Origin of the sequence: Afipia sp. DC4300-2b1, from assembly GCF_049895725.1 — a bacterium.
Lineage (GTDB): Bacteria > Pseudomonadota > Alphaproteobacteria > Rhizobiales > Xanthobacteraceae > Afipia > Afipia broomeae.
The window spans coordinates 211,468-233,277 of the sequence record NZ_JAFCSX010000001.1 but is presented as its reverse complement, the minus strand read 5'-3'; the positions used below and the strand labels follow the sequence as shown (position 1 = coordinate 233,277).

Here is a 21,810-nt window from a genome sequence, read left to right as displayed (position 1 = left end):
GGTATGAGAGAAACCCGCACAACAAAAAGCCCGGAGCATGCTCCGGGCTTTTCGTTTCAACGCAACGCGCCGTTACCAGGGATTGTAGGGATTCATATCCACCGGATTCGGGTTGTTGCTGTTGTTTCGCTGATAGGCGCGCTGGCGATAATAGGCCGGGCCGTAGACCGGCTCGACATAAACCGGACCGCCGTAAGCATACGAGTCGTAATAGGCCGGTCCGCCGCCGTAGTAGCCATAACCACCGCCGTAGTAACCGGAATTGGCGGCTGCGGCGCCGGCAACGAGCGCGCCGGCGGCAAGGCCGAATCCGATCGCGGCAGCGTTACGTCCGCCGCGGGCTTCGGCAGCGGGAGCCGACATCACGGCAACGGTCGCGACCGCCGCCAGTGCAACTGCAATCTTTTTCATGATCTCAATCCTTATCTGACCGCATCACCAACCGGCCAGCCTTGAGATAGTTCCCGGGCCGTGCGGCGGAAGCCACGTTGCCGCAAATAAAATGAACGGGAACGGAACGGACTCGCGCCCGCGCGTTTATCCCAGCAAGTGCAGGCACCTCGAAAGGGATGCAGGCACGAAGAGCCCCGTCAAAGGCGTTGGCCGATGGCGGGGCTTTTTCGTTCGGCGCCAAGGCGGACAACTCACAGCAGCGGGACAGTTGATGCGATTTCATTTCAATCTGGCGGATGGCAAGAGCGTTGCCGACAAGGGCAACCAGGATCTGGACGACGCGGTGCAGGCCAGCGAGGTCGCCGAAGAGATGGCGGGCCAGCTGCTGCGCGAGCGGCCGTCGCTGGCGCAAAAAGGCTATGCCATCGTCGTGAACGACGAGGAGGGCGCAGAGGTCTATCGCGCCAAGTTATCCGGGCGCGCCTGACAGCGAAAAGCCCGGAGGTTCGCTCCGGGCTTTTGCATCAGTAGTAACGATAATAGCGGGACCGGTAGTAGCGCGGCCCGCCGTAATAGTAGCGCGGTCCATAATACGCATATGGCCCCGGCCCGTAGACATAACGCGGGCCGTAATAGCCATAGCCCGGTCCGTAGCCATACGGTCCGTAGGCGCCATAGGCTCCGGCCGCAAGTACGCCGGCAGCGAGGCCGAGGCCAATGCCCGGACCCCAGCCCCAGCCGCCGCGATGATAGTAGCGGGCCTCGGCGGGAGCAGCCGCCAGGGTAACGCCGAGCGTGGCGACCGCAGCCGCGATCAATACTGCTTTCCTCATGATACCGACTCCTTGTCTTCGACAGGAACGATAACGCGACCATAGCCGGATGGTTGCTCAAATCGTGTCACGAGTGCGGGAACAAATCCGCTGCCTCGGTTTTGTCTTTTTTTCCGACGGGGCCTGAAACATGAAATTGATCGAGAAGATCGCGGAAGACCGTCCGCTTCGCTATGCCTTCGCCGGGCTGGCGATCCTGTTCATGTTCGCGATGGTTCTGAACTGAACAGGCACACTTCGGATGCAGGAACCCTGCGCGCGGCTTCCGCGTTGATGGTCCTGTGACGTGACGGCCGTTGTGGACCCGGTTCTCAGAGCGGCGCGCCGAAGGAGCAACCCATGTCCTATGCGCTGTTTGTGGATGACGTTCAGGTCAGCCGCGCGCTGCCGACGCAGAACGATGTCTGGCACTATGCCGACGATGCCGGGCTCGTGGTCGATGCGCTGATTGAGGACGAGACCGGAAAGCCCGAGCGCGTGCTCGAGCAGGGCTACAGCATCCGCCAGGCTGACCCGGATCACGCCGACCCGGATCAGGCCGAGCCGGAAGAAGCCAAGCCGCTGCCGGGGCTGGAAAAGCCGAAACGCGTGGCGTGACGCGCCAGTTATCCGCACAAATTCCGCATATCGCCATCTGACGCGAGGATCGCCGCGTGGCGAAAAGTCCCGCGCGTGGTGTAGTCTGCTCCGGTTTGAAAGTCCCGGGGACGCATGACGTTTTTGATTGTCGCGCTTTGGTGCATCATCGGCATGGCCGCCGGATCGGTGATCTTCGGCGAGCTTGGTCCGCTGTTCGGCTTCCGCAACATGGAAGGCTCGTCCGCCATCTTCGGCGCCTTTGTGGGCGCGCCGCTCGGGCTGCTCTGCGGCGGGTTCTTCGGCTATCGGATGTCGAAGGGCTACGGCGAGGACATCGCGAAGCGCAAACGCTTCTTTCTCATCACGCTCGGCGGCATCGCGGCGCTGATCGCGGGCGGCGTCATCTTCGAGATGATCCGCACCAGCGACTATATCGACACCAGCAATCAGAGCGCGATGTCGCTCAGCGCGCAGATTCGCCTGCCGCCGGGCGTCGCCGCACCCGGCAAGGACAAGACAATCGTGATGGAGCTGCGCAGCGACAAGGAAACGCGCAGGTCGTCGCCCTACGATGTGCCGGACTGGACGCTCACGAACGGCCGCATGCAGGCCACGTCCAGCGTCGAGATCTATCGCGCGACGGACAACCGCACGCTGGCGGTGACCATCGGCGACGGCCCGACCTATGTGTTCAAGCTGAAAGCGCCCGCGCGCCCGAAAAGATATTCATTCGAGGGCGACTGGCAGAAGCCCGACGGCGTCGAAGGCGCAGCGAGTGGCGTGGGTGAGGGGATAGAGATCAAGGTGGCGATGTGAGGCACTTGAAAATGGGACCGTGTGCTCAAAGAACGAAATCATATTCGCATTTAAACTCGCCAAGGTCGAAGGCAACCACTGCTGGAACGGTCGCGGTGAGTACGTCGGCAAGGATGGTCAGACAACCAACAATGCCGAAAACTTCTTTGGCGTATTCAAGCTCGCCATGCGCGGCACTTACGTGTTTTGCAGCGAGTAGCACTTGAAGCGCTATCTCGCGGAGTTCTCATTCCGCTATTCAAACCGCGCTGGCCTCGGCGTAACCGATGGGGAACGGACGGCACTTGCTCTCCAAGGTATTGAGGGTAAGCGCCTGACGTATCGTCCGCCTAACTAGAATTGTGAGCAAGAAGCAGCTTGCTAAGCGATTTAGCGCTTGGCGAAGCCGCCGATTCCCCCTCAAAAAGTAAAGGGTCCACCCGGTTTCCCGGCTAGACCCCTTTTTCGGCGCGTACAGCAACCGCTGTACGCCCGATGGATACGAGACAGATTGTCCTGAGGGGGCTTAATGTCAAGTAAAAAAGTGCCAGTTTCCGTCTATATCGACGGATTCAATATGTATCATGCCCTTGATAAGATTGGAGATTCCAGCATCAAGTGGATTAATTACTGGAAGCTCAGCGAGAGCTTCCTCAGGGCTAGTGAGTTCCTCCAAGCGGTCCATCTCTTCACTTCCCTAACCCCATGGGATTCGGGGAAGCGCGCCCGGCACCAGACGTTCATCGCCGCTCAAAAGGCGATGGGGGTCCAAGTGAAGGAAGCTAAATTTAAGAAGAACAGACGCCATTGCCGCACCGAAAACAGGCGGTGCAAGTTCTGGGAAGAAAAGGAAAACGACGTAGCGATTACCGTGACGATGTTGGCAGATGCTTTCGCGAAGCGAACAAAGCGCATTGTTCTTGTCACTGCCGACACGGATCAAATCCCGGCGGTGAAGTATCTCATAGCCGACTTTCCGAATATCGAACTGACCCTTGCGATCCCACCAGGTAGAAAAAATGAAGCCCGCGATCTTGGCGAACTTTTCAATTTCAGCCCTACTGAAATAACCCCCGGACGAATTAAGGCGTGCCTTCTGCCCCAGACGATTTTTCTTGATAACGGCGCATCTATTTCGATGCCGGAGACTTACGCGACTGCATAGCCTTCTTGGCACGAGTCTTCTTTTTCAACTCCTCGTGCGGCTTAGGCTTCATGCGCACGAGCGCACCCATAAGACGCTTGGTTTCATCCAACTCGGACCTGGTTTTAGTCATGAATTATTTCCGCCTAATGGGCAAAGTCTGGCGCGCCACCATGGAGGCGAAGCGCTACCTAACGCTAGACGAATTTATCGCTCACGAGGAGAAGAAGCTAGCCAAGGAAGAGCAGAACTTTTTCTACAAGACGATTGCGCTACTCAGCATCTGCTGGGCGCAGATTGAAGTCGTCCTCGATTACTCCAACCTCTTCATTATTACTGCGTTCGATACTAGCGAAACTCAGCTTCCAATTTCTCTCAAGCCAAAAATCGCCTTCTTCAAAAAACACTTCAAAGAAATACCAGAACTAGAAGAGTACCGCGAACGCGCCCTGAAATTAGTCGAACGAATAAACAACCTAAAGGAAACCCGTCACGACATTATCCACGGCGTTGCCGTCAAGGAGGTAACCAAGGGCATCCGCCAATTCATCAGGCATGATTACAAAGGCAAAAGCCTTATACAAATGCCGAAAAACTACACCCTCGATCAGATGACCGTGAAGGTGGAGGAAATAGCGGACCTCACCGGCGACCTAGTCGAATTTCTTTTGGAAATCCTTCGCTCTGGCAAGTTCGAGAATGTGACAGGCCAACTCACGGTAGGTTTTCCCACCATTGGCCTCCCAAAGAGCTAGAAGCTCTTCGACTTCCCTTAGAAATGACTCTTCTTCCTGTTGCACTGTTCCTCACAGTGCATTCACACACTCAGCAAATACGGGCGCGCCAATCAGCCGAAGCTAATGACCCAAGTATATAAATGAGAATATATTCCTTGACACCTTTTTGTGTTTGATCCATATTCCTATCCATCCCGCCTCACTTGAGGGGCGTTGCCAGGGACGCTTGATAGCGCGGGGCGGGATGTGGCGCCTGCGCGCGCGAGAAGGGACGTCCTTCTCCGCTCCCGGGAGGCCTCGGGTCACCGTCCGGGCTCACTATGGGGCTCTGCCGTTCGCCGGCTGGACGCGGTGAGGACGAAGGCGGCGAAAGCCGGCCGGATCAGGGGTCGAGTTTCTCCCCCATCCTCACCCGGAAGTGCGGTCCCGAGGACAGAAATCGCCGCGGCGGAGCGTCGAAAGGCGTTTCGCGGTCAGCCTCTCGTGGCGACACGATGCCGGCCGCGTACTTGAATTGAAGGCGCGTCTTTCGGCGCTCCTCCTCCCTCTCTTTCCAGGAGAGGCGCACGGTCTGACGACATCGCTGATCGGACATCCGCGTTTTCGCGCGGGAAAACGCTCACGCGTGCCCGCAAGCACATCTGCTCACAGGAAAGGGACTCCCATGCAAAAGACGAGACACCATACGGCGAGAAGGACGACGAAGGAGGGCGGCGATGCGCAGGAGGCGTTTCCCGAATTCTCCGACGAGACGCGCGCCTATCTTCTGTCCGACGCAGGCATCGAGAACATGATGCGCAAGCTGTCGGATGCTTGCCAGAACTGGCTCGACTGTCCCGTGAAGCGTTGCCGCCGCGCGCGGCGCTGCCAGGGCCCCGACATGGTGTGCCAGCTCAAGGAGTTGAGCCGCGCTGCGCCGCGCGAGGAGCTTGATCGCGTCAACGCCCGGATGCGGCAGATCGTTTTGCAGCGGCTGGAGCGGATCGGTGTCTGGTGAACGCGGCGGCACGATGCGCGCGGCTCGCACCACGCGCGCGAAACGCTCACGGCGCAGTGATGAAGGCCGGGCCGGGAACTGTGAGCTACCTCACACACGCTCACGGGCGGCCATGGGTAAATGCGAGGTGCGGGCTGAGCGAGACAGGGGCCGATTTCAGGACCGGACATTTTCAGGAGGAGCAACACCATGTCGACGGCCATCGAACGGGAGCAGGGCTCCCACAAGGCATTCGCCACTTTCGTCGGAAGGACACTGGCGCTGTGTTACGGCGGCCTGTCCTACATGATTTTCTTCGGCACGTTTCTCTATGCCATCGGTTTCGTCTCGGGCCTCATGGTGCCGAAGACGATCGACACCGGCGCCGAGACTTCGGTGCTGAGCGCGGTGGTCATCAATCTCGCATTGCTGACGCTGTTCGCCGTTCAGCACAGCGGCATGGCGCGGCAGGGCTTCAAGCGGCTGTTCGCGCGGTTCGCCTCGCCGGTGATCGAGCGCAGCACCTATGTGCTGCTGGCGAGTCTCGCGCTGGCGCTGCTGTTCTGGCAGTGGCGGCCGATGCCGGCCGTCGTCTGGGACATCGAGACCCCGCTGCTGGCCAACCTCGCCATCGGCGGCATGATGCTCGGCTGGCTGATCGTTCTCTACAGCTCGTTCCTGATCAGCCATTTCGAGCTGTTCGGCCTGACGCAGGTGGTCAGCCACTTCGCCGGACGCGTGGTCGCGCCGATGAAGTTCAAGACGCCGGGACTCTACCGCCTGATCCGGCATCCGATCTATCTCGGCTTCATCATTGCGTTCTGGTCGACGCCGACCATGACCGCGGGACATCTGCTGTTCGCAGCCGTCACCACGGCCTACATCTTCGTCGGCATCTATCTCGAAGAGCGCGATCTGGTCGCCCTGTTCGGCGACGAATACCGCCGCTATCGCGCGCGCGTGGCGATGCTGATTCCCGGCATCAGATAATGACCCTTGTTTACGAGGAGGTCGCAATACCGTCGCGTGACGTGCCGTACGATCCGCTTCTGATGCCTGCGCAAACACCATCCGGAGGATACAATGTCATCCAAAGATCCCGACGCCCTGCCGCAGGGACTGGCCAACACCCTGCGCGCCGGACAGGACGCACAACGGCGGCGCGCTCAGGCGCATTTAAGCCTTGAAATTTATCGCGCCGCGAACGGCCGCGCCGGCAGTGGCGATCGTCGGCAGCCCGGCCCGTCCGGTCAGGCGAAAAGCCCCCGCGCGCCCGGCGATTCATAGTTGGTGGCGCGCTCCGGCGCACAGTTCCTTTCAGGCCGCGCTATCTTGCCGCAACTTGCGCCGCAATCGCGCGTTCCTATGTAGGGCTGCTGCCTGTGCGAACGCCGCGCAGGCCTGTGCCAAACGGGGTGCCACCAACAATGACGAGCGCCAGAATGACCGACGACATCTTCGACCGCACGGCCTCCCGCCGCAGTGGCCCCCGGACGCGTCCGCCGATCATCGATCAGGATGGCAATGAAGTTCATCCCGGCGGCTCCGGCGCGGCGGGGCCGTTCGGCCCCGGCGTCGATTTCCAGAATCTGGGCGGCGCGCTCGGCGGCATCTCGTTCGGCCCGCTCACGCGCGAGCAGCGTTTCGCGCGGATCGATGCATTGTCGAAGCTGCTCGATGTCGCCTTCGTGCTGCCGGGCACCAACATCCGCTACGGCATCGACGGCCTGATTGGTCTGGTGCCGGTGGTCGGCGATCTTCTCACCACGGCGATCTCATTGTGGATCGTGCGCGAGGCGAGGGCGCTCGGCGCGCCGAAGCATGTGGTGGCGCGGATGCTCGGCAATGTCGCGCTGGACGGTGTGGTGGGCCTGGTCCCGTTCGCCGGCGACGCGTTCGACGTTATGTTCCGCGCCAATATGCGCAACATGCGAATCCTCAAGCGCTGGATGGACAGGCAGCCGAGAGGCGCATGACCCCGAAAAGCGGGAACCGGTTTTCGGATCGGATCATGCGCGCAAAGGTAAGCCTGAATGCGCCGATGTCGTCACGTTGTAACGATGGAGCGTTAAAGCGGCGGCGCGGGATCAGCCCGTCGCGGTCTGCTTCTCGTCCTCAGGCGCGGCCACCGGCTCCGGCCGGTTGCGCTCCAGCGGAAACAATTCGCTCTCGTACAGCGTGCGGATGCCGCTCTGGTCGAAGCGGGCCTCGTCCACCTGGAGGTACGCCCCGTTCAGGCTGTCTGCGGGAAGCTGTTCGATCGCGAACTGCACGGCCTCGGCTGCGGTCGGAAACCGGCGGTAAGCAAAGCCGGCGCGCTTTTTCTTGCGGATCGCCGCAGGAAAGAGTTCGGCTTCGGTGTTGTAATTGAACGCAGCCATGATCTCGGCCTTCTCGATTGGGATTCGATGGAAACGGACGGCCGGAGGCGGGTCCATCGGGAGAGCCGCGCGGCCTAGAGTCATTCATTCCAGAAGAAACTCCAATATAGGCCTTTTTTCGCCAATTGCGACCCGTCATGCGGCCTATGATGAATGGCATGGCGGGCCCGCGGGCGGGGCCGAATAATCTCTTGAATTTCAATGAATTACTGGACGATGAAATCCGCGCCGCAGGGGGCGCGGGTTCGCATGGCGGCTTGAACATTTTGCAGAGCGCGCTTTTGCCGGATTTTCAACCGCAAAAGCCGGATCATCAGGGCCGGCAGACGGCGCTACTGGATCGCTTCCGTCATGATTTCATCGGTGATCGACACAACCTTGAGCGACGAGGTGTAGTGCTCGATGTGGGTGGCGGGGTCGGCGGAAATCTCGATCTTGCGAACCGGCGCGTGCTCCGGCACGCCGCTGACGCCGCGGCGGACGCCATATTGCCAGACCTGAAGCGTGCCCGCGCCGCGCAGCGCTGTTTCAACGACCTCAGGCGTCCTGCCTTTCATCTGCGCGAGTTCTGCCTTGGTGAGGCCGATCACGATTTCGTTCTGCGGCGAGACGACCTTGAACAGCGTGACCTTGTTGATGGCGAAGGCGGGATGGGACGCGACAGCGTCGACGAGAAGGCCTGCAAGGCCGAGTGCCAGCACGGTCTGGCGCGATCTGGTGGACATGGGCATTCCTTGAATACAGAAGTTCTTTGGACGCGTTTCTTGTTGGCGTTTTTACCGTTCGCAACGCGAACGGACCGCAGAGATAGGAGCCGCGCGGCCTGAGACAAGCCGCGCGGTTTTATTTTTTCTCTGAGGAAGGGGCGCGTTGACGCGAGGTTTATTTGGGCTCGAGCTTCAATGCCGCGGAATTGATGCAGTAACGCAATCCCGTCGGCCCCGGCCCGTCCGGGAAGACGTGGCCGAGATGGCCCTGGCATTTCGAGCACAGCACTTCGGTGCGCACCATGCCGTGCGAGATGTCGCGCTCCTCCGCGACGCTGCTCTCGGCGGCGGGGGCGGAGAACGCCGGCCAGCCACAGCCGGAATCGAACTTGTCGTCGGACTCGAACAGCGGCTGTCCGCAACCGGCGCACACATACGTGCCCGGATCGAACGAATGGTCGTATTCGCCGGTGAACGGGCGCTCCGTCGCCTTCTCGCGCAGCACGGCGTACTGCATCGGCGTCAGCTCCTTGCGCCACTCGCTCTCGGACTTCTGCACAGTGCCGGAGCCGGTTGTCGTCTTGATGTCGGTCATGTCGCTAGCTCCTTTCATTCCTTGGAATGTTGTTTGTGGATCTCACATCAAAGCGGCGAACCGTCCGGTCCGCCGCTTCGGTCTTGATTCTCAAACGCCGCCCGCGTGAACGATGGCGTTCCATGCGCGGCTTCAGTTCATCGCCTTTAGTTCGTCGCCTTGGCCTCGCGCACCAGCGCCGGCTTCTCGCGATAGTTCTCGGCGAAGATCTTTTTCAGGTTCTCGATCTTCGGCAAATCGTTGAACACAATATAGGGCTGGTTGGGGTGCAGCGTCAGGTAGTCCTGATGATAATCTTCCGCCGGATAGAAGCCCTGCAGCGGCTCGAGTGTGGTCGCGATCGGTTTCTTGTAGACCTTCGCGCCGTTGAGCTGCGCGATGTAATCCTGCACCAGCTTGCGCTCGGCCGGGTCCGAGGTGAACACGGTGGAGCGATACTGCGTGCCGGTGTCCGGGCCCTGGCGGTTGAGCTGGGTCGGATCGTGCACCACCGAGAAATAAATCTGCAGCAGCTTGCCGAGCGACACCTCCTTCGGATTGTAGGTGATCTGCACGGCCTCGGCGTGGCCGGTGTTGCCGCGCGTGGTGGCCTCGTAATTCGCGGTCGAGGCCTTGCCGCCCGCATAGCCCGACACCGCGTTGGTGACGCCCCTGGTGTGCTGATACACGCCCTGCACGCCCCAGAAGCAGCCGCCCGCGAGCACGAACGTCTTCAGGCCTTCGGCGGGCGCGATGTCGGCGCTCGGCGGGGGAATGATGAAGGCTTCCTCGGCGGCGCGCGAGGGCGCGGCGAACCAGCCGAGCGCCAGCACGCCGGCGGCGGTGAGGGCGAGGGCGGTGCGGCGGAACTGGATGCGATCCATGGTGACCTCATGAGAACTGGCGGCGTTTTGCGCCTGTGCCGTAGATACGCGGATAAGACCCCGCCGTTACGGCAAAATTCCACACAAAAACGTGAGGACTTTCACCTCGCCCCGCTCTTGCGGGGAGAGGTCGCGAAGCCAAAAGCGCGTTCACGCGCGTCTTTGACGCGCTATGGCGAGCGGGTGAGGGGCTTTTTGCATCACCGCGTCTGCCGGTATCGCGCGCGATCTCTCCTCGGGTCGTCCCGGCGAAAGCCGGGACCCATACGCCCTGGGCAATAGGGTGGAAGCGGATGCCGGAGCAACCTTCATCGCCACATTGTCCGGTGGTTATGGGTCCCCGCCTTCGCGGGGACGACATCGTGAGTTTTGCGCGCGTCTGCATTCTCTCAAACTTCCGATTCGATTTTCAAATAGCCACCTCAAAAATTCCCGCGCCCACGCCAATCGTTCCCGCGCAAAAAGCGCGAGGTGAGCTTTGAGTTTGCCCCTCGGTCGAATGAGGGGAGATGGAGCGCCGCCAGGCGCAACATGGTTGTCGTCGCCCGATCGTTCGCCGCTTGCGAAGGCCGCGAACAAAAGAGCGCATCGCCTTGCGGCGCTCCACCAACGTTGCGCGTCAGCGAGGCCTGCGCCTGCGCAATACGCAACGCGCGGATTCTCGCCGCAGCAAGAGCTGCGGCAAACATCCGCTGCGGCGTCTTTGGGCGAGGGGACCGTACTTCCGGGTGAGGATGGGGGAGCGTATCGACCCCTGATCCGGACGGCTTTCGCCGCCTTCGTCCTCGCCGCGTCCAGCCGGCGAACGGCAGAGCCACGTAGTTGGCCCGGACGGTGACCCCAGCCTCCCGGACGTGTGGCTGCGAACCACGCGCGCGGGCGCCGCGCTTCATTCCACTTCAGGATCGCCTCTAGAAGCGCCCCTCACGAATGAAGTGATAGGAATATAAGCCTATATTCGCGATTTGTCAAGATCGCGCGGATGCTTCATTTTCATTGCTTTGGAGTTTTTGATGGTAACCAGTCATGAGTTTGGCGGCCAACATACCGATTTAAAGCTCTCGGTGATTGAAAAATATCTCAGTGGTTACACCACCGCGTTGCGAAGTCAGTTTTCACAGCTTTGGTACATCGACGCCTTTGCCGGGACTGGTAATCGAACTGTACGTACAGTTACAAGCGGCGGCGACCTTCTAGAAACACCAGTTATAGAGCGTGTTGATATACGTCGAGGATCAGCTCAGATTGCACTAGATACAAAACCAGATTTCGACTTCCTGGTTTTTATAGAGCAAAACCCTAGATATGTTGCAGAGCTCAACGACTTAGCCGCACGCTATTTGCAGAAAAGTATCCAAGTCATTTCCGGAGACGCTAACGCTGCTCTGAGGTCTCTCGTCGTAAGCAACCAATGGACGAACAAGCGAGCGGTAGTTTTTCTCGATCCGTATGGAATGGAAGTTGAGTGGAGCACGCTGCAAGCGTTGGCGTCGACGAAAGCAATCGACGTTTGGTTCTTGTTTCCGCTCGCAGGTTTGTTTCGACAGGCTACGCGGAAATTGACCGATATTGATCCTTCAAAACGTGCCGCGTTAATCAGAATGTTTGGCGACGACGCGTGGGAACAAGAGCTTTATCCAAAGCAGAACAACGGCGACTTATTCGGAAACACCGGCGAACGCGAACGCCTTGCAGACGTCAAGGGACTAGAAAGCTATACTCAGTTGCGTCTTAAAACTATTTTTGCGGAAGTGTTTGACCCGCTCCCACTACCGATTGACGAACGGCCTCAACGTTTTTCGCTGTTTCTATGCGTCTCGAATCCAGTGCCAGCCGCGATTGGATTGGGCTCAAGGATTGCCAAAAACTTGCTCGATCCCAAGTGGCATCTCATCGAACGTTCGTCCACGAAATAGGCGCCCAGTCGCTTTCTTATTTTTGCCGCCCCACTGCTTGAAGAAAAATGCGGTGCCAGCATCGCGGCATAGCAACTCGATTTCTTCGACCCAAGTTGGCTCCATGTGCCGCGCGTTTGGTCCGCTCTCTCCTCCAACTATTGCCCAGTGAATGTTTGTCAGATCCGCGCCAGCAACAGAGCCGATTAATGGCTCGAAGGATATGAAGCGTACAAAGGCTGGAACATCCCGCAATTCATCAATTCGGTACCGCACACGATCATCTTCCACGCTTGTCCCGAGCCAAACATTAGATAGTTTTTTTAAGTTAAGAGCGACCTGAGCCATGCGGTCAGGACGCTTTGTGAGGATTTGATACGTATGCCGAGGCGTGTCAGCCATCACATTCCATACCTCTACGATGAAATCGGCTGGTACGTCCGGATGAAACAAGTCAGACATGGAATTTACAAATACGCGACGCGGTTTGGACCACGTCGCAGGAATGGAAAGCGCTTTGTAATCGAGCGTAATTCTTCCGGTCCATTTCGCCCTGCCACCGCTCTTGCGCGTGAGCCCGCGATATTTGTCCGTTCCCATAGCTTCAAGGCGTGCAGCCATTCGCATAGCATAGCAATTGGTGCACCCTGCGGTGAGCACAGTGCAGCCAGCCACTGGATTCCACGTGGCGTCGGTCCATTCGATTGACGTTTCGGCCATGGTGCCTCCATCCGCAATTATGGTGGCAAGTGCCGGTTAATTTAAGATTCTTAAACGGTTAGTTCAATCAAATATACTTCTTCATCTCCGCCAACAGATCGCTGCGCAGATCCTCGCGGTCCATCGCGTAGGCAATGTTCGCGGCAAGGAAGCCCGACTTCGAGCCGCAGTCGTAGCTCTTGCCCTTGAACTTGAAGCCGTAGAACGGCTGTGACTTGGCGAGGCCGAGCATGGCGTCGGTGAGCTGGATTTCGCCGCCAGCGCCGCGCTCCTGCGTCTCCAGCACCTTGAAGATTTCCGGCTGCAAAATGTAACGCCCGGTGATCGAAAGGTTCGAGGGCGCCACTTCCTTCTTCGGTTTCTCGACCATGCCGTCGAGTTCGAACAGGTCGCCCTTGCTCTTGCCGACGCCGACCACGCCATACATGTGGACCTGGTCCATCGGCACTTCTTCCACGGCGATGATGTTGGCCTTGTCCGCGCCGGCCGCGTTGGCGGCGTCGATCATCTGCTTCAGACCGCTGGGTTTGTTTTTGACCAGCACATCCGGCAGCAGCACGGCGAACGGCTCGTTGCCGATGATGTCGCGCGCGCACCACACCGCATGGCCAAGGCCGAGCGGCGCCTGCTGGCGGGTGAACGAGGTCGCGCCGGCCTCCGGCTGGTCGCGCTCGAGGATGTCCATTTCCTTCAGCTTGTTGCGCTCGCGCAGGGTGTCCTCAAGCTCATAGGGCCGGTCGAAGTGATCCTCGATCACGCCCTTGTTGCGGCCCGTGACGAACACGAGGTGTTCGATGCCGGCTTCCAGCGCCTCGTCCACCACATGCTGGATCAGCGGGCGGTCCACCACGGTGAGCATTTCCTTGGGCATGGCCTTGGTGGCCGGGAGAAAGCGGGTGCCAAGACCGGCGACGGGAAACACGGCTTTGCGGATTTTCATGAGGCTCTTTGAGGCAGGAGAAGCGTTGAAGGCGGGGCTGGAAAGAACTTGAAGGGTGGTAGCAGGTTTTGAAGGCTTGAAAAACTGCTGGATGGCTAAGGAGTTCCCTAAAGGTGAACGGATGAACGCTGCGTGAGTGAGTTGGGGATTTTTTGTGGCGGACATTCGCAGGCGCCCCTCACCCGCTCGCTCTCGCTCGCGACCTCTCCCCGTAAAACGGGGAGAGGTAAGGACGCACGAAGCAGCTCCCTCTCCCCGCGAGCGGGGAGAGGGTTGGGGTGAGGGGCGAATTTGCCCGCTGGTTAGATGCCCGCGTCATCTCGCCGCCAAAAAATGCTGCGTTGTTAATCGGGTGGAAACCCTGTCCGGGCCTCCTGTATCCGGGATAGTCTTGAGCGGGTGTGGAATACGATGGCACGGATCGAGCCTGAAGAGAGCGCGTGGCGAATGGCCGCGGGCGCAATCCTGACCATGTCGGTGATCGGCGCGGCGTCGATGCTGGCGGGTCCGGCCCATGGGCAGAGCGCGTCGGGGCGCGGCGGGTTCACCTTCCCGTGGAGCAGCGACGTCACCGGCTCGATCCAGCAGCAGCAACCATCGCAGGCGCCGCGTCAGACGCAGCCCGCGCCGCGCCGGATGGCGCAGGCCTCAGTTCCGAAGGAATGGAGCGGCGAAGACGGCGCGTCGGGTCATCCGCTGATGACGGCGGACGCCATCCGCAATTCGGCTGCGAACTTCGACCGCTGCATCGCCGGGATGTGGCCCGATGCCGCGCGCCGCGGCGTCTCGCAGGCAAGCTTCGAGCGCTTCACGGCGGACCTGTCGCCGGACCTGCGCATCATGGACCTGATGGACTCGCAGCCCGAGTTCACCAAGTCGGTGTGGGATTATCTCGACATTCTCGTTACCGATGCGCGGATCGCGAAGGGGCGCGAAGTTCTGGCCAAGAACGCGGCGACGTTCGCGGCGGTCGAGAAAGCCTACGGCGTCGACCGCTACATCATCGCGGCGATCTGGGGCATCGAGTCCAACTACGGCACGCAGGGCGGCGACCGCAGCGTCTTGAATTCCACCGCGACGCTGGCCTGCGTCGGCCGCCGTCAGGGTTATTTCAAGGACGAGTTTCTCGCGGCACTTGAGATTTTGCATCACGGCGATCTGACGCCGCAGCAGATGCGCGGCTCATGGGCCGGCGCGTTCGGCGCGACCCAGTTCATGCCGACCGCGTTCAAGAAGTTCGCGGTGGATTTCGACGGCGACGGCAAGCGCAACACCGTGGACGATATTCCGGACATCATCGCCTCGACGGCGGCGAAGTTCAAAAAGGACGGCTGGGTGCCGGGACAGACCTGGGGCTATGAGGTCGAGGTGCCGCAGGGCTTCAACTATCTGCATGCCGACCGCGCGAAGAATTATTCCATCGCACAGTGGGAGCATCTCGGCGTGAAGCGCGCCGGCGGCAAGCCGTTCCCGCGCACCACCGACAAGGCGTTTCTGCTCGCGCCCGCCGGCGCCGATGGCCCGGGATTTCTGATGCTCGGCAATTTCCGTTCGATCATGCGCTACAATCCGTCGGAGGCTTACGCGCTGGCCATCGGCCACTTCGCCGACCGGCTGCGCGGCGGCACCCCGTTCGTGCAGGAATGGCCGCGGCAGGAGCGGGTGCTGTCCCGCGACGAGCGGTTTGAGTTGCAGCAGTTGCTCGCCCAGCGCGGTTTCTATCGCGGGGAGCCGGACGGCAATCTCGGCGGCGAAACCAAAAAGGCGCTGCGCAGCTTCCAGGCCTCGATCGGGGCGCCTGCCGACGGGTTCGCCTCGTCCGGCGTGCTGGAGCGGCTGCGCGGGCGGTAACCTGCTGGTTTTGGACAGGTTTCCCGGCCGATCCAGCCGGGCCGGTCACCTTCAAGTTGACATTTTCCGGGCCCACTTGACGGATGCGGCCTGACCCCGGTTTATGGGCCCATTGCCGGAGTTTTGGGGCGTATTATTTGCCCGGATATGCAACCGCGGCGACTGCGCGAGCGACCAAGATCCATGTCGACACCGAACAGGCCGAAACCGACGTCTTTCCTGCGCGTGTTCACCGAGCGCGGACCGCTGACCGTTCTTGCGGTCGCGGGCGCCATGCTGTTCGGCATTGTTGCGCCGGCCTCGGCGCAGTTTTTCGATTTCGGCTTCGGCCGCCCGCAGCGGCCAGCTCCCCCTCCGCAGCGCGGCGGCGGTTTCTTCTCGCCTTTCGGTGACAGTTTCGGCCCCGCGCCACAGGCGCCGCGCCCGGTGGATTCGTCACGTGCGCCCGCGGCCGCCAAGCGCGATGCTCCCGCAGAGCGTAACGTGCTGGTGCTCGGCGACGCCATGGCGGACTGGCTTGCCTACGGCCTTGAAGATGCGCTGTCGGAAACGCCGGACCTCGGCGTGATCCGCAAGCACAAGACCGTCTCGGGTCTGATCAAGTATCAGCCGAAGGGCGACCCGGTGGACTGGGCCGCGGCGGCGAAGGGAATTCTCGCCACCGAGAAACCCGACGTCATCGTGGTGATGCTCGGCCTGCACGATCGCATCCCCATTCGTGAGCCGGTCGTCGAGAAGAAGACCGACGCCAAGCCGGGCGAGAAGCCGGGCGACAAGGACAAGAAGAACGCGAAGAAGGATTCCCGCGCCAAGCCTAACGAAGCCAAGCCGAACGAGGCCGAGGCGGCGAAGCCGGCCGACAAGCCCGCCAGCGATAAACCCGCTGCCGACACCGAGAACAAGACCGCGGACAACAAGCCGTCCGATACGGAGGTCGCTCCCGACGACGATGACGCGCCCCAGGTCATGGCGCCGGAGAAGTCACGCTCGGCTGGCGGCATGTACGACTTCCGCGAAGAGCGCTGGGTCGAACTCTACGCCAAGAAGATCGAGGAGATGATCGCGGTCCTGAAGTCCAAGGGCGTGCCGGTGCTGTGGGTCGGTCTGCCCGCCGTTCGCGGCCCCAAGGCCACATCGGACATGCTGTTCCTCGATGCGCTCTATCGCGACGGCGCCGGCAAGGCCGGCATCACCTATGTCGATGTCTGGGACGGCTTCGTCGATGATGCCGGGCGCTTCGCGCAACAGGGCCCGGACTTCGAGGGCCAGATCCGCCGCCTGCGTTCGGCCGACGGCGTTTTCTTCACCAAGGCCGGTGCGCGCAAGCTGGCGCATTACACCGAACGCGAAATCCGCCGTGTGCTTGCCGCCCACACCGATGGCCCGCTGGCCGTGCCGAGCGAAACCTTCGCGCCGGATTCCAATATTCGTCCCGGTGAAGCGGGCCCGCGTCCATTGATGGGACCGGTGATGCCGCTGGTGGCCTCGCAGGTCGGCACCGACGAACTGCTTGGCGGCGTCGGCACGCGGCCGGCGTCGGTCGATGCGCTTGCCGCGCGCACGCTGGTGAAGGGCGAGCCGCTTGCCGCACCTGCAGGACGTGCGGACGATTTCTCGTGGCCGCGCCGCGAAGTCGGTGCGCTCAGCGCGCCGCCGAGCGATCCGGTGGTGGCCAGCGCGCCGTCCGACGGGACCGTCGCACCGTCGAAGCCGAAGCCCAAGAAGCAGGTCGTCGTCCAGGGACTGTTCAATCCCTCGGCACAGCCGCAGCAGCGTCAACGTTCGGGGCCGCCGCGTGACGGCTTCCGTGATGGTTTCCTTCGGCCTCCGGGCAATATCGGCTCGCAGGGCTTCGGCTTCGGCGGCCTGTTCGGACGCTGGTAATCCCAACCCTCACCGCATATGGATCGCATCCGGTCGATGCAGTAGGGTCCGCGCGGCTGCTCCAGAACACTCCGTCAGGTCGAGATCGTGAACAGAAAACAACGCCGGGCTGAAGGAAAATCCGGCAAGGGCGTCACGCGCTCATCCAGCCTGCTCGAAGAAACCCTGTTCCACCAGGCCATGGCGCATCATCAGGCCGGACGGCTGCGCGAGGCCGAGGCGGACTATCGCGATGTGCTTGCTTCCAACCCCCGTCACACCGGTGCGCTCGGCTATCTCGGTCTGCTTGCGCATCAGTTGGGTCACAGCGACACCGGCATCGATCTGTTGCGAAAAGCGATCGCATCGGACAAGCGCAGCGCCGAGCCGCATTACAATCTGGCGCGGGTCCTGTCCGATTGCGGACGCGACGATGAAGCGATCGTGCACAATCGCAAGGTGCTGGAGATCAGTCCGGATTTCCCGGGTGCGCACAACAACCTCGCCGCGTTGCTGCTGCTTCACGGACGTTTCAGCGAAGCTTTGACAATCGCCGCCGACGGATTGCGGACGGACGACACCGCAGGACTCAAATCGACATTCGTGATGGCGCTTCGCTCGCTCGATCCTGCGGTCATCAAACTTGATCCGAACATCATCCAGCTTCTGGTGCGCGCCTTGCGCGAGCCATGGTGCCGCCCGCGCGATCTGTCGGCTGCGGCGGGAGTGATCCTGCTTCGCAGTCCGGCGATGGCGCGCTGTGTCGAGCGGCTATCGCATGCAGGCTCCGCCCGGTTGGCCGAGCTATTTACGCGTGACGATCTCGCACTGTTGCATGGCGACGGCCTGCTGGAAGCGTTGTTCGGCACCTCGCCTGTTACGACAGTTGAAATCGAGCGGGTTCTGACAGCCGTCCGCCGCGCATTGCTGAGCGAGATTGCGTCAGGCGCGTTCGAGGCCTTTGAGGCGTGGCTGCCGCTGGCGTCGGCGCTCGGCCAACAGGGCTTCATCAACGAGTACGTCTTCGACGTCACCGAAGACGAGACGGTTCAGCTAGACCGGCTTTGCGATGAGGTTGCCGGGGCGATCACGCGCAATGAAGCGGTTGCGCCGATCAGGCTCGCGGTTCTTGCAAGCTATCTGCCGCTGCATTCGGTTCCCGGCGCCGAACAGCTTGCGGAGCGATCCTGGCCCGCTTCAGTGACCCCGCTGATTGCCCAGCAGATTATCGATCCGCGCGACGAACAGGCGGTCCGTTCCGGGATCGAGCGGCTGACCGCGATCGAGGACGATGTCTCGGAAAAGGTTCGCGCGCAGTACGAGGAAAATCCCTATCCGCGATGGAGCAGCATCTCCGCGGAAGTCCAGCCATTGCCGGTCGATCATTATATCGGGATGCGGTTTCCCGGTGTGCCGTACAAGCCGCTCGGACATCGTGCGCTCGATGTCCTGGTCGCGGGTTGCGGCACCGGGCAACATGCGATCCAGCGCGCGCTGCAATTCAAATCCGCCGACATCCTCGCCATCGATCTCAGTCTCAGCAGCCTCAGCTATGCGATCCGGAAGACCAAAGAATTGGGACTGGCCAATCTGCGTTATGCGCAGGCGGATATTCTGGCGCTGGGAACCGAGAAGACGTTCGACGTCGTCGATTCAAGCGGTGTGCTGCATCATCTGAAAGATCCGCTGGCGGGCTGGCGCAGGCTCGCCGGTCTGGTGCGTCCTGGCGGGCTGATGCATATCGGTCTTTACAGCGTGACTGCGCGCGGCGACATCAATGCCGCGCGCGCGTATCTGGCGCAACAGGGCAGGGACTATTCGGTCGCTGAAGTCCGCCGCCTGCGGGCGGAATTCGCCGGCCGCGCGCCGGGTGATCCGCTCCACAACATTACAGGCTTCAGCGATTTCTTTAGCATGAGCGAGTGCCGCGACCTGCTGTTTCATGTGCAGGAGCACCAGTTTTCGATTCCGCAGATCGCGGATTTTCTGCGCGAGATCGGCTTTACCTTTCTCGGCTTCGAAACGCCGGCGCGGAACAATTATTTCCGGCGCTTTCCGGACGACAGGACGGCAACCGATCTTGCCAACTGGGTGGCATTCGAAGCCGAGAACCCTTCGACCTTCGCGACGATGTATCAGTTCTGGATTCAGAAAAACTGAGCCTCTCAATACAGGCCGGGTTCCTGCTCACGTTTTCACCGGTTCCCCGGATCATTTTTCGGAACACCCCGAGCCGTGGGTCGTTGGTCAGCCTCTCAACGTGAAGAGGAGGATGACATGAAGATTCGTATGGCAATGGCTGTCGCGGCAATCGCACTCACCCCGGGCATGGCGCTCGCGCAGACCGCGACAGAGCGGGGCGCGCGCGAGGGCGCGGCGACGGGGCAAGCCATTGGCGGCCCGGTCGGCGGCGCCGTTGGCGGAACTGTCGGCGCGGCGGTCGGAACCGCGGTTGATATTCCGGCGGCTGTGATTTCATCGGTCACTGGGTTGCCGGGACCGTCCGTCGTGGTGAAGGAGCGTGTGGTGGTTGGTGAGCCGCTGCCGGATTATGTCGAACTGCGTCCGGTGCCGAGCCACACCGAGTATAACTATGCGGTGGTGAATGATCGGCGTGTGATCGTCGAGCCGCGCACCCGGCGTGTCATTCGCGTCATCGAGTAACGGCGCGCTGAACAGCGGCGCGGATGATGCGAGCGAAGAAGCCCCGTCATCGGACGGGGCTTTTTTGTTTTGGGTGGTTAAACCCAACGCGGTCCGAACAGGATGACGGCAGCGCCGGTCAGGCAGAGCGCTGCGCCCGCGATATCCCATCGGTCGGGCCGCACGCCCTCCGCGGCCCACAACCACAGGAGCGATGCGGCGATATAGACGCCGCCATAGGCTGCATACGCGCGCCCGGCCGCATCGCTCGGCACCAAAGTGAGAAAGTAGGCGAACAGCACAAGCGATATGACGCCGGGGACCAGCCACCAGATGGATTTGTCCAGCCGCAGCCAAGCCCAGAACGCAAAACAGCCCCCGATTTCGGCGAGGGCTGCTGCGATGTAGATGAGAGCCGTCATCAACGCGGCAGCGTGGTCGATCCCATCAGGAACTGATCGATCGCGGCGGCGCACTGGCGGCCTTCGCGGATCGCCCAGACCACAAGGGACTGACCACGGCGCATGTCGCCCGAGGAGAACACCTTCGCGACCGAGGTCTGGTAGTTGTTGGTCGAGGCACGCACGTTGCCGCGCGGGTCCAGTTCGACGCCGAGCTTCTTCAGCAGGCCCTCGTGCACCGGATGGACGAAGCCCATCGCCAGCAGCACCAGTTCGGCCTTGATTTCAAACTCGGTGCCCGGCACCGGCTGGAACTTGTCGTCCACGCGAACGCAATGCAGTTTCGCGACCTTGCCATCGTGGCCCGAAAACTTCTGCGTCAGCACGGCGTATTCGCGGACCGCGCCTTCTGCCTGGCTGGACGAGGTGCGCATCTTCAATGGCCAGTTCGGCCAGGTCAGGCCCTTGTTCTCACGCTCCGGCGGGGCCGGCATGATTTCAAGCTGGGTGACGGAGGTCGCGCCCTGGCGGATCGAGGTGCCGATGCAGTCGGAGCCGGTATCGCCGCCGCCGATCACCACCACGTCCTTGCCGCCGGCGAGAATTTCGCGGACATCGCCGAGCGGCTCGTCGCTGACCCGGCGGTTCTGCTGCGGCAGGAAATCCATCGCGAAGTGAATGCCGTCGAGGTCGCGGCCGGGAATCGGCAGATCGCGCGAGGCTTCCGCGCCGCCGGTCAGCGCCACCGCGTCATAGACCTTCAGCAGGTCCTGCGGCTCGACAGCGCCGGCATAATTGCCGCCGACCGGCGTGTTGTAGTGGAAGGTCACGCCCTCGGCTTCCATCTGCGCCACACGGCGGTCGATGATGCCCTTTTCCATCTTGAAGTCGGGAATGCCGTAACGAAGCAGTCCGCCGGCCTTGGCGAACTTCTCGAACACGTGGACTTCATGACCCACGCGCGCCAGCTGCTGCGCGGCGGCGAGGCCTGCAGGGCCGGAGCCGACCACGGCGATCTTCTTGCCGGTCTTGGTCGCTGAAATTTCCGGCTTGACCCAGCCGCTGTCCCACGCGCGGTCAACGATGGCGCATTCGATGGTCTTGATGGTGACCGGGTTGTCGTCGATGTTCAGCGTGCACGAGGCTTCGCACGGCGCCGGGCAGATGCGCCCGGTGAATTCGGGGAAGTTGTTGGTCGAGTGCAGGTTGCGCGAGGCTTCTTCCCAGTTGCCGTTGTAGACGAGATCGTTGAAGTCCGGGATCTGGTTATTGACCGGGCAGCCGGGCGTGCCGGGCTGAACCGAGCCGGTGCCATGGCAATAGGGGATGCCGCAATTCATGCAGCGCGCGGCCTGATCGCGCGTGTCTTTCTCGCTCAGCGGAATGACGAATTCCTTGAAATCCTTCACCCGCTCCGCGACTGGCTCGTACTTGCGGTCGTGACGCTCGATCTCAAGAAAACCTGTAGGCTTACCCATGGTGACTCTGACGCCC

At 61.3% G+C, this 21,810-nt stretch carries 24 protein-coding genes and 1 pseudogene; 15 read left to right on the top strand and 10 right to left on the bottom strand.

Features of this window, described 5'->3' with window-relative positions; genetic code table 11:
- Positions 1 to 72 precede the first annotated feature (72 nt).
- Entirely contained in the window at positions 73 to 411 is a 339-nt protein-coding gene (locus tag ACP7AL_RS01170; RefSeq protein WP_006022076.1) for a hypothetical protein, read from the bottom strand.
- A 253-nt stretch (positions 412 to 664) separates the two neighbouring features.
- Here ACP7AL_RS01170 and ACP7AL_RS01165 point away from each other — a divergent pair, with 253 nt between their 5' ends.
- Entirely contained in the window at positions 665 to 880 is a 216-nt protein-coding gene (locus ACP7AL_RS01165) for a DUF6894 family protein (protein ID WP_425987990.1), read from the top strand.
- A 37-nt stretch (positions 881 to 917) separates the two neighbouring features.
- Here the strand turns inward: ACP7AL_RS01165 and ACP7AL_RS01160 are convergent, their stop codons facing one another.
- A complete protein-coding gene (locus ACP7AL_RS01160) occupies positions 918 to 1,226 on the bottom strand; it encodes a hypothetical protein (protein ID WP_425987988.1) in 309 nt (102 codons plus the stop codon).
- 339 nt (positions 1,227 to 1,565) lie between these two features.
- Here ACP7AL_RS01160 and ACP7AL_RS01155 point away from each other — a divergent pair, with 339 nt between their 5' ends.
- The 9 genes and pseudogenes from ACP7AL_RS01155 (at position 1,566) to ACP7AL_RS01115 (ending at position 7,433) form a co-directional block, all read left to right on the top strand.
- Complete coding sequence (locus ACP7AL_RS01155) at positions 1,566 to 1,823, top strand: hypothetical protein (protein WP_425987986.1); 258 nt, start codon at positions 1,566 to 1,568, stop codon at positions 1,821 to 1,823.
- Positions 1,824 to 1,937: 114 nt separating this feature from the next.
- Positions 1,938 to 2,621: a hypothetical protein gene (locus tag ACP7AL_RS01150; RefSeq protein ID WP_425987984.1), complete on the top strand. Its 684-nt coding sequence runs from the start codon at positions 1,938 to 1,940 to the stop codon at positions 2,619 to 2,621.
- A gap of 85 nt (positions 2,622 to 2,706) precedes the next feature.
- Positions 2,707 to 2,958, top strand: a pseudogene (locus ACP7AL_RS01145) (transposase); the annotation flags it as partial.
- Positions 2,959 to 3,129: 171 nt separating this feature from the next.
- Positions 3,130 to 3,765, top strand: a complete 636-nt coding sequence (locus tag ACP7AL_RS01140; RefSeq protein ID WP_425987982.1) for an NYN domain-containing protein — start codon at positions 3,130 to 3,132, stop codon at positions 3,763 to 3,765.
- A 110-nt stretch (positions 3,766 to 3,875) separates the two neighbouring features.
- The gene (locus tag ACP7AL_RS01135; protein ID WP_425987980.1) at positions 3,876 to 4,499 is read left to right on the top strand and encodes a hypothetical protein; all 624 of its coding nucleotides are present in this window, start codon (positions 3,876 to 3,878) and stop codon (positions 4,497 to 4,499) included.
- A 646-nt stretch (positions 4,500 to 5,145) separates the two neighbouring features.
- The gene (locus ACP7AL_RS01130) at positions 5,146 to 5,478 is read left to right on the top strand and encodes a hypothetical protein (protein ID WP_425987978.1); all 333 of its coding nucleotides are present in this window, start codon (positions 5,146 to 5,148) and stop codon (positions 5,476 to 5,478) included.
- A 189-nt stretch (positions 5,479 to 5,667) separates the two neighbouring features.
- The gene (gene mddA / locus ACP7AL_RS01125; protein WP_425987976.1) at positions 5,668 to 6,447 is read left to right on the top strand and encodes a methanethiol S-methyltransferase; all 780 of its coding nucleotides are present in this window, start codon (positions 5,668 to 5,670) and stop codon (positions 6,445 to 6,447) included.
- A gap of 93 nt (positions 6,448 to 6,540) precedes the next feature.
- Positions 6,541 to 6,744 (top strand): hypothetical protein, encoded by a 204-nt coding sequence (locus tag ACP7AL_RS01120; protein WP_425987974.1) that lies wholly within the window; start codon positions 6,541 to 6,543, stop codon positions 6,742 to 6,744.
- 155 nt (positions 6,745 to 6,899) lie between these two features.
- A complete protein-coding gene (locus tag ACP7AL_RS01115) occupies positions 6,900 to 7,433 on the top strand; it encodes a DUF4112 domain-containing protein (protein ID WP_425987972.1) in 534 nt (177 codons plus the stop codon).
- Positions 7,434 to 7,544: 111 nt separating this feature from the next.
- On the opposite strand, the gene ACP7AL_RS01110 is transcribed toward ACP7AL_RS01115, so the two are convergent.
- From ACP7AL_RS01110 to msrA, 4 genes are all read right to left on the bottom strand, one after another.
- The gene (locus ACP7AL_RS01110) at positions 7,545 to 7,838 is read right to left on the bottom strand and encodes a hypothetical protein (protein WP_024919947.1); all 294 of its coding nucleotides are present in this window, start codon (positions 7,836 to 7,838) and stop codon (positions 7,545 to 7,547) included.
- Between the two features lie 332 nt (positions 7,839 to 8,170).
- Positions 8,171 to 8,563, bottom strand: coding sequence for a hypothetical protein (locus tag ACP7AL_RS01105; RefSeq protein ID WP_006022064.1), 393 nt, complete (start codon positions 8,561 to 8,563; stop codon positions 8,171 to 8,173).
- Positions 8,564 to 8,720: 157 nt separating this feature from the next.
- Entirely contained in the window at positions 8,721 to 9,140 is a 420-nt protein-coding gene (gene msrB, locus ACP7AL_RS01100) for a peptide-methionine (R)-S-oxide reductase MsrB (RefSeq protein ID WP_425987970.1), read from the bottom strand.
- 146 nt (positions 9,141 to 9,286) lie between these two features.
- Positions 9,287 to 10,003: a peptide-methionine (S)-S-oxide reductase MsrA gene (gene msrA / locus ACP7AL_RS01095; protein WP_425987967.1), complete on the bottom strand. Its 717-nt coding sequence runs from the start codon at positions 10,001 to 10,003 to the stop codon at positions 9,287 to 9,289.
- A 1,013-nt stretch (positions 10,004 to 11,016) separates the two neighbouring features.
- On the opposite strand from msrA, the gene tcmP reads away from it, so the two are divergent.
- A complete protein-coding gene (tcmP, locus tag ACP7AL_RS01090) occupies positions 11,017 to 11,919 on the top strand; it encodes a three-Cys-motif partner protein TcmP (protein ID WP_425987965.1) in 903 nt (300 codons plus the stop codon).
- On the opposite strand, the gene ACP7AL_RS01085 is transcribed toward tcmP, so the two are convergent.
- On the bottom strand, positions 11,854 to 12,618 hold the full coding sequence (locus ACP7AL_RS01085; RefSeq protein ID WP_425987963.1) for a DUF5131 family protein: 765 nt from the start codon (positions 12,616 to 12,618) through the stop codon (positions 11,854 to 11,856). The genes tcmP and ACP7AL_RS01085 overlap by 66 nt on opposite strands.
- 67 nt (positions 12,619 to 12,685) lie before the next feature.
- Positions 12,686 to 13,558 (bottom strand): UTP--glucose-1-phosphate uridylyltransferase GalU, encoded by an 873-nt coding sequence (galU, locus tag ACP7AL_RS01080; RefSeq protein ID WP_425987961.1) that lies wholly within the window; start codon positions 13,556 to 13,558, stop codon positions 12,686 to 12,688.
- 411 nt (positions 13,559 to 13,969) lie between these two features.
- Here galU and ACP7AL_RS01075 point away from each other — a divergent pair, with 411 nt between their 5' ends.
- The 4 genes from ACP7AL_RS01075 (at position 13,970) to ACP7AL_RS01060 (ending at position 19,936) form a co-directional block, all read left to right on the top strand.
- A complete protein-coding gene (locus ACP7AL_RS01075) occupies positions 13,970 to 15,409 on the top strand; it encodes a lytic murein transglycosylase (protein ID WP_425987959.1) in 1,440 nt (479 codons plus the stop codon).
- Between the two features lie 183 nt (positions 15,410 to 15,592).
- Complete coding sequence (locus ACP7AL_RS01070; RefSeq protein WP_425987957.1) at positions 15,593 to 17,293, top strand: DUF459 domain-containing protein; 1,701 nt, start codon at positions 15,593 to 15,595, stop codon at positions 17,291 to 17,293.
- An 87-nt stretch (positions 17,294 to 17,380) separates the two neighbouring features.
- Positions 17,381 to 19,432: a methyltransferase domain-containing protein gene (locus tag ACP7AL_RS01065; RefSeq protein WP_425987955.1), complete on the top strand. Its 2,052-nt coding sequence runs from the start codon at positions 17,381 to 17,383 to the stop codon at positions 19,430 to 19,432.
- 117 nt (positions 19,433 to 19,549) lie between these two features.
- The gene (locus ACP7AL_RS01060; protein WP_425987953.1) at positions 19,550 to 19,936 is read left to right on the top strand and encodes a DUF1236 domain-containing protein; all 387 of its coding nucleotides are present in this window, start codon (positions 19,550 to 19,552) and stop codon (positions 19,934 to 19,936) included.
- A 77-nt stretch (positions 19,937 to 20,013) separates the two neighbouring features.
- On the opposite strand, the gene ACP7AL_RS01055 is transcribed toward ACP7AL_RS01060, so the two are convergent.
- The gene (locus ACP7AL_RS01055) at positions 20,014 to 20,337 is read right to left on the bottom strand and encodes a YnfA family protein (RefSeq protein ID WP_425987951.1); all 324 of its coding nucleotides are present in this window, start codon (positions 20,335 to 20,337) and stop codon (positions 20,014 to 20,016) included.
- Complete coding sequence (locus ACP7AL_RS01050) at positions 20,337 to 21,794, bottom strand: glutamate synthase subunit beta (RefSeq protein WP_425987949.1); 1,458 nt, start codon at positions 21,792 to 21,794, stop codon at positions 20,337 to 20,339. The genes ACP7AL_RS01055 and ACP7AL_RS01050 overlap by 1 nt, the downstream gene beginning before the upstream one ends.
- Positions 21,795 to 21,810: the final 16 nt, after the last annotated feature.

Coding starts and splice junctions, on each gene's coding strand:
- ACP7AL_RS01170 (WP_006022076.1), bottom strand. CDS start 411: ATGAAAAAGATTGCAGTTGCACTGGCGGCGGTCGCGACCGTTGCCGTG.
- ACP7AL_RS01165 (WP_425987990.1), top strand. CDS start 665: ATGCGATTTCATTTCAATCTGGCGGATGGCAAGAGCGTTGCCGACAAG.
- ACP7AL_RS01160 (WP_425987988.1), bottom strand. CDS start 1,226: ATGAGGAAAGCAGTATTGATCGCGGCTGCGGTCGCCACGCTCGGCGTT.
- ACP7AL_RS01155 (WP_425987986.1), top strand. CDS start 1,566: ATGTCCTATGCGCTGTTTGTGGATGACGTTCAGGTCAGCCGCGCGCTG.
- ACP7AL_RS01150 (WP_425987984.1), top strand. CDS start 1,938: ATGACGTTTTTGATTGTCGCGCTTTGGTGCATCATCGGCATGGCCGCC.
- ACP7AL_RS01140 (WP_425987982.1), top strand. CDS start 3,130: ATGTCAAGTAAAAAAGTGCCAGTTTCCGTCTATATCGACGGATTCAAT.
- ACP7AL_RS01135 (WP_425987980.1), top strand. CDS start 3,876: ATGAATTATTTCCGCCTAATGGGCAAAGTCTGGCGCGCCACCATGGAG.
- ACP7AL_RS01130 (WP_425987978.1), top strand. CDS start 5,146: ATGCAAAAGACGAGACACCATACGGCGAGAAGGACGACGAAGGAGGGC.
- mddA (WP_425987976.1), top strand. CDS start 5,668: ATGTCGACGGCCATCGAACGGGAGCAGGGCTCCCACAAGGCATTCGCC.
- ACP7AL_RS01120 (WP_425987974.1), top strand. CDS start 6,541: ATGTCATCCAAAGATCCCGACGCCCTGCCGCAGGGACTGGCCAACACC.
- ACP7AL_RS01115 (WP_425987972.1), top strand. CDS start 6,900: ATGACCGACGACATCTTCGACCGCACGGCCTCCCGCCGCAGTGGCCCC.
- ACP7AL_RS01110 (WP_024919947.1), bottom strand. CDS start 7,838: ATGGCTGCGTTCAATTACAACACCGAAGCCGAACTCTTTCCTGCGGCG.
- ACP7AL_RS01105 (WP_006022064.1), bottom strand. CDS start 8,563: ATGTCCACCAGATCGCGCCAGACCGTGCTGGCACTCGGCCTTGCAGGC.
- msrB (WP_425987970.1), bottom strand. CDS start 9,140: ATGACCGACATCAAGACGACAACCGGCTCCGGCACTGTGCAGAAGTCC.
- msrA (WP_425987967.1), bottom strand. CDS start 10,003: ATGGATCGCATCCAGTTCCGCCGCACCGCCCTCGCCCTCACCGCCGCC.
- tcmP (WP_425987965.1), top strand. CDS start 11,017: ATGGTAACCAGTCATGAGTTTGGCGGCCAACATACCGATTTAAAGCTC.
- ACP7AL_RS01085 (WP_425987963.1), bottom strand. CDS start 12,618: ATGGCCGAAACGTCAATCGAATGGACCGACGCCACGTGGAATCCAGTG.
- galU (WP_425987961.1), bottom strand. CDS start 13,558: ATGAAAATCCGCAAAGCCGTGTTTCCCGTCGCCGGTCTTGGCACCCGC.
- ACP7AL_RS01075 (WP_425987959.1), top strand. CDS start 13,970: ATGGCACGGATCGAGCCTGAAGAGAGCGCGTGGCGAATGGCCGCGGGC.
- ACP7AL_RS01070 (WP_425987957.1), top strand. CDS start 15,593: ATGTCGACACCGAACAGGCCGAAACCGACGTCTTTCCTGCGCGTGTTC.
- ACP7AL_RS01060 (WP_425987953.1), top strand. CDS start 19,550: ATGAAGATTCGTATGGCAATGGCTGTCGCGGCAATCGCACTCACCCCG.
- ACP7AL_RS01055 (WP_425987951.1), bottom strand. CDS start 20,337: ATGACGGCTCTCATCTACATCGCAGCAGCCCTCGCCGAAATCGGGGGC.
- ACP7AL_RS01050 (WP_425987949.1), bottom strand. CDS start 21,794: ATGGGTAAGCCTACAGGTTTTCTTGAGATCGAGCGTCACGACCGCAAG.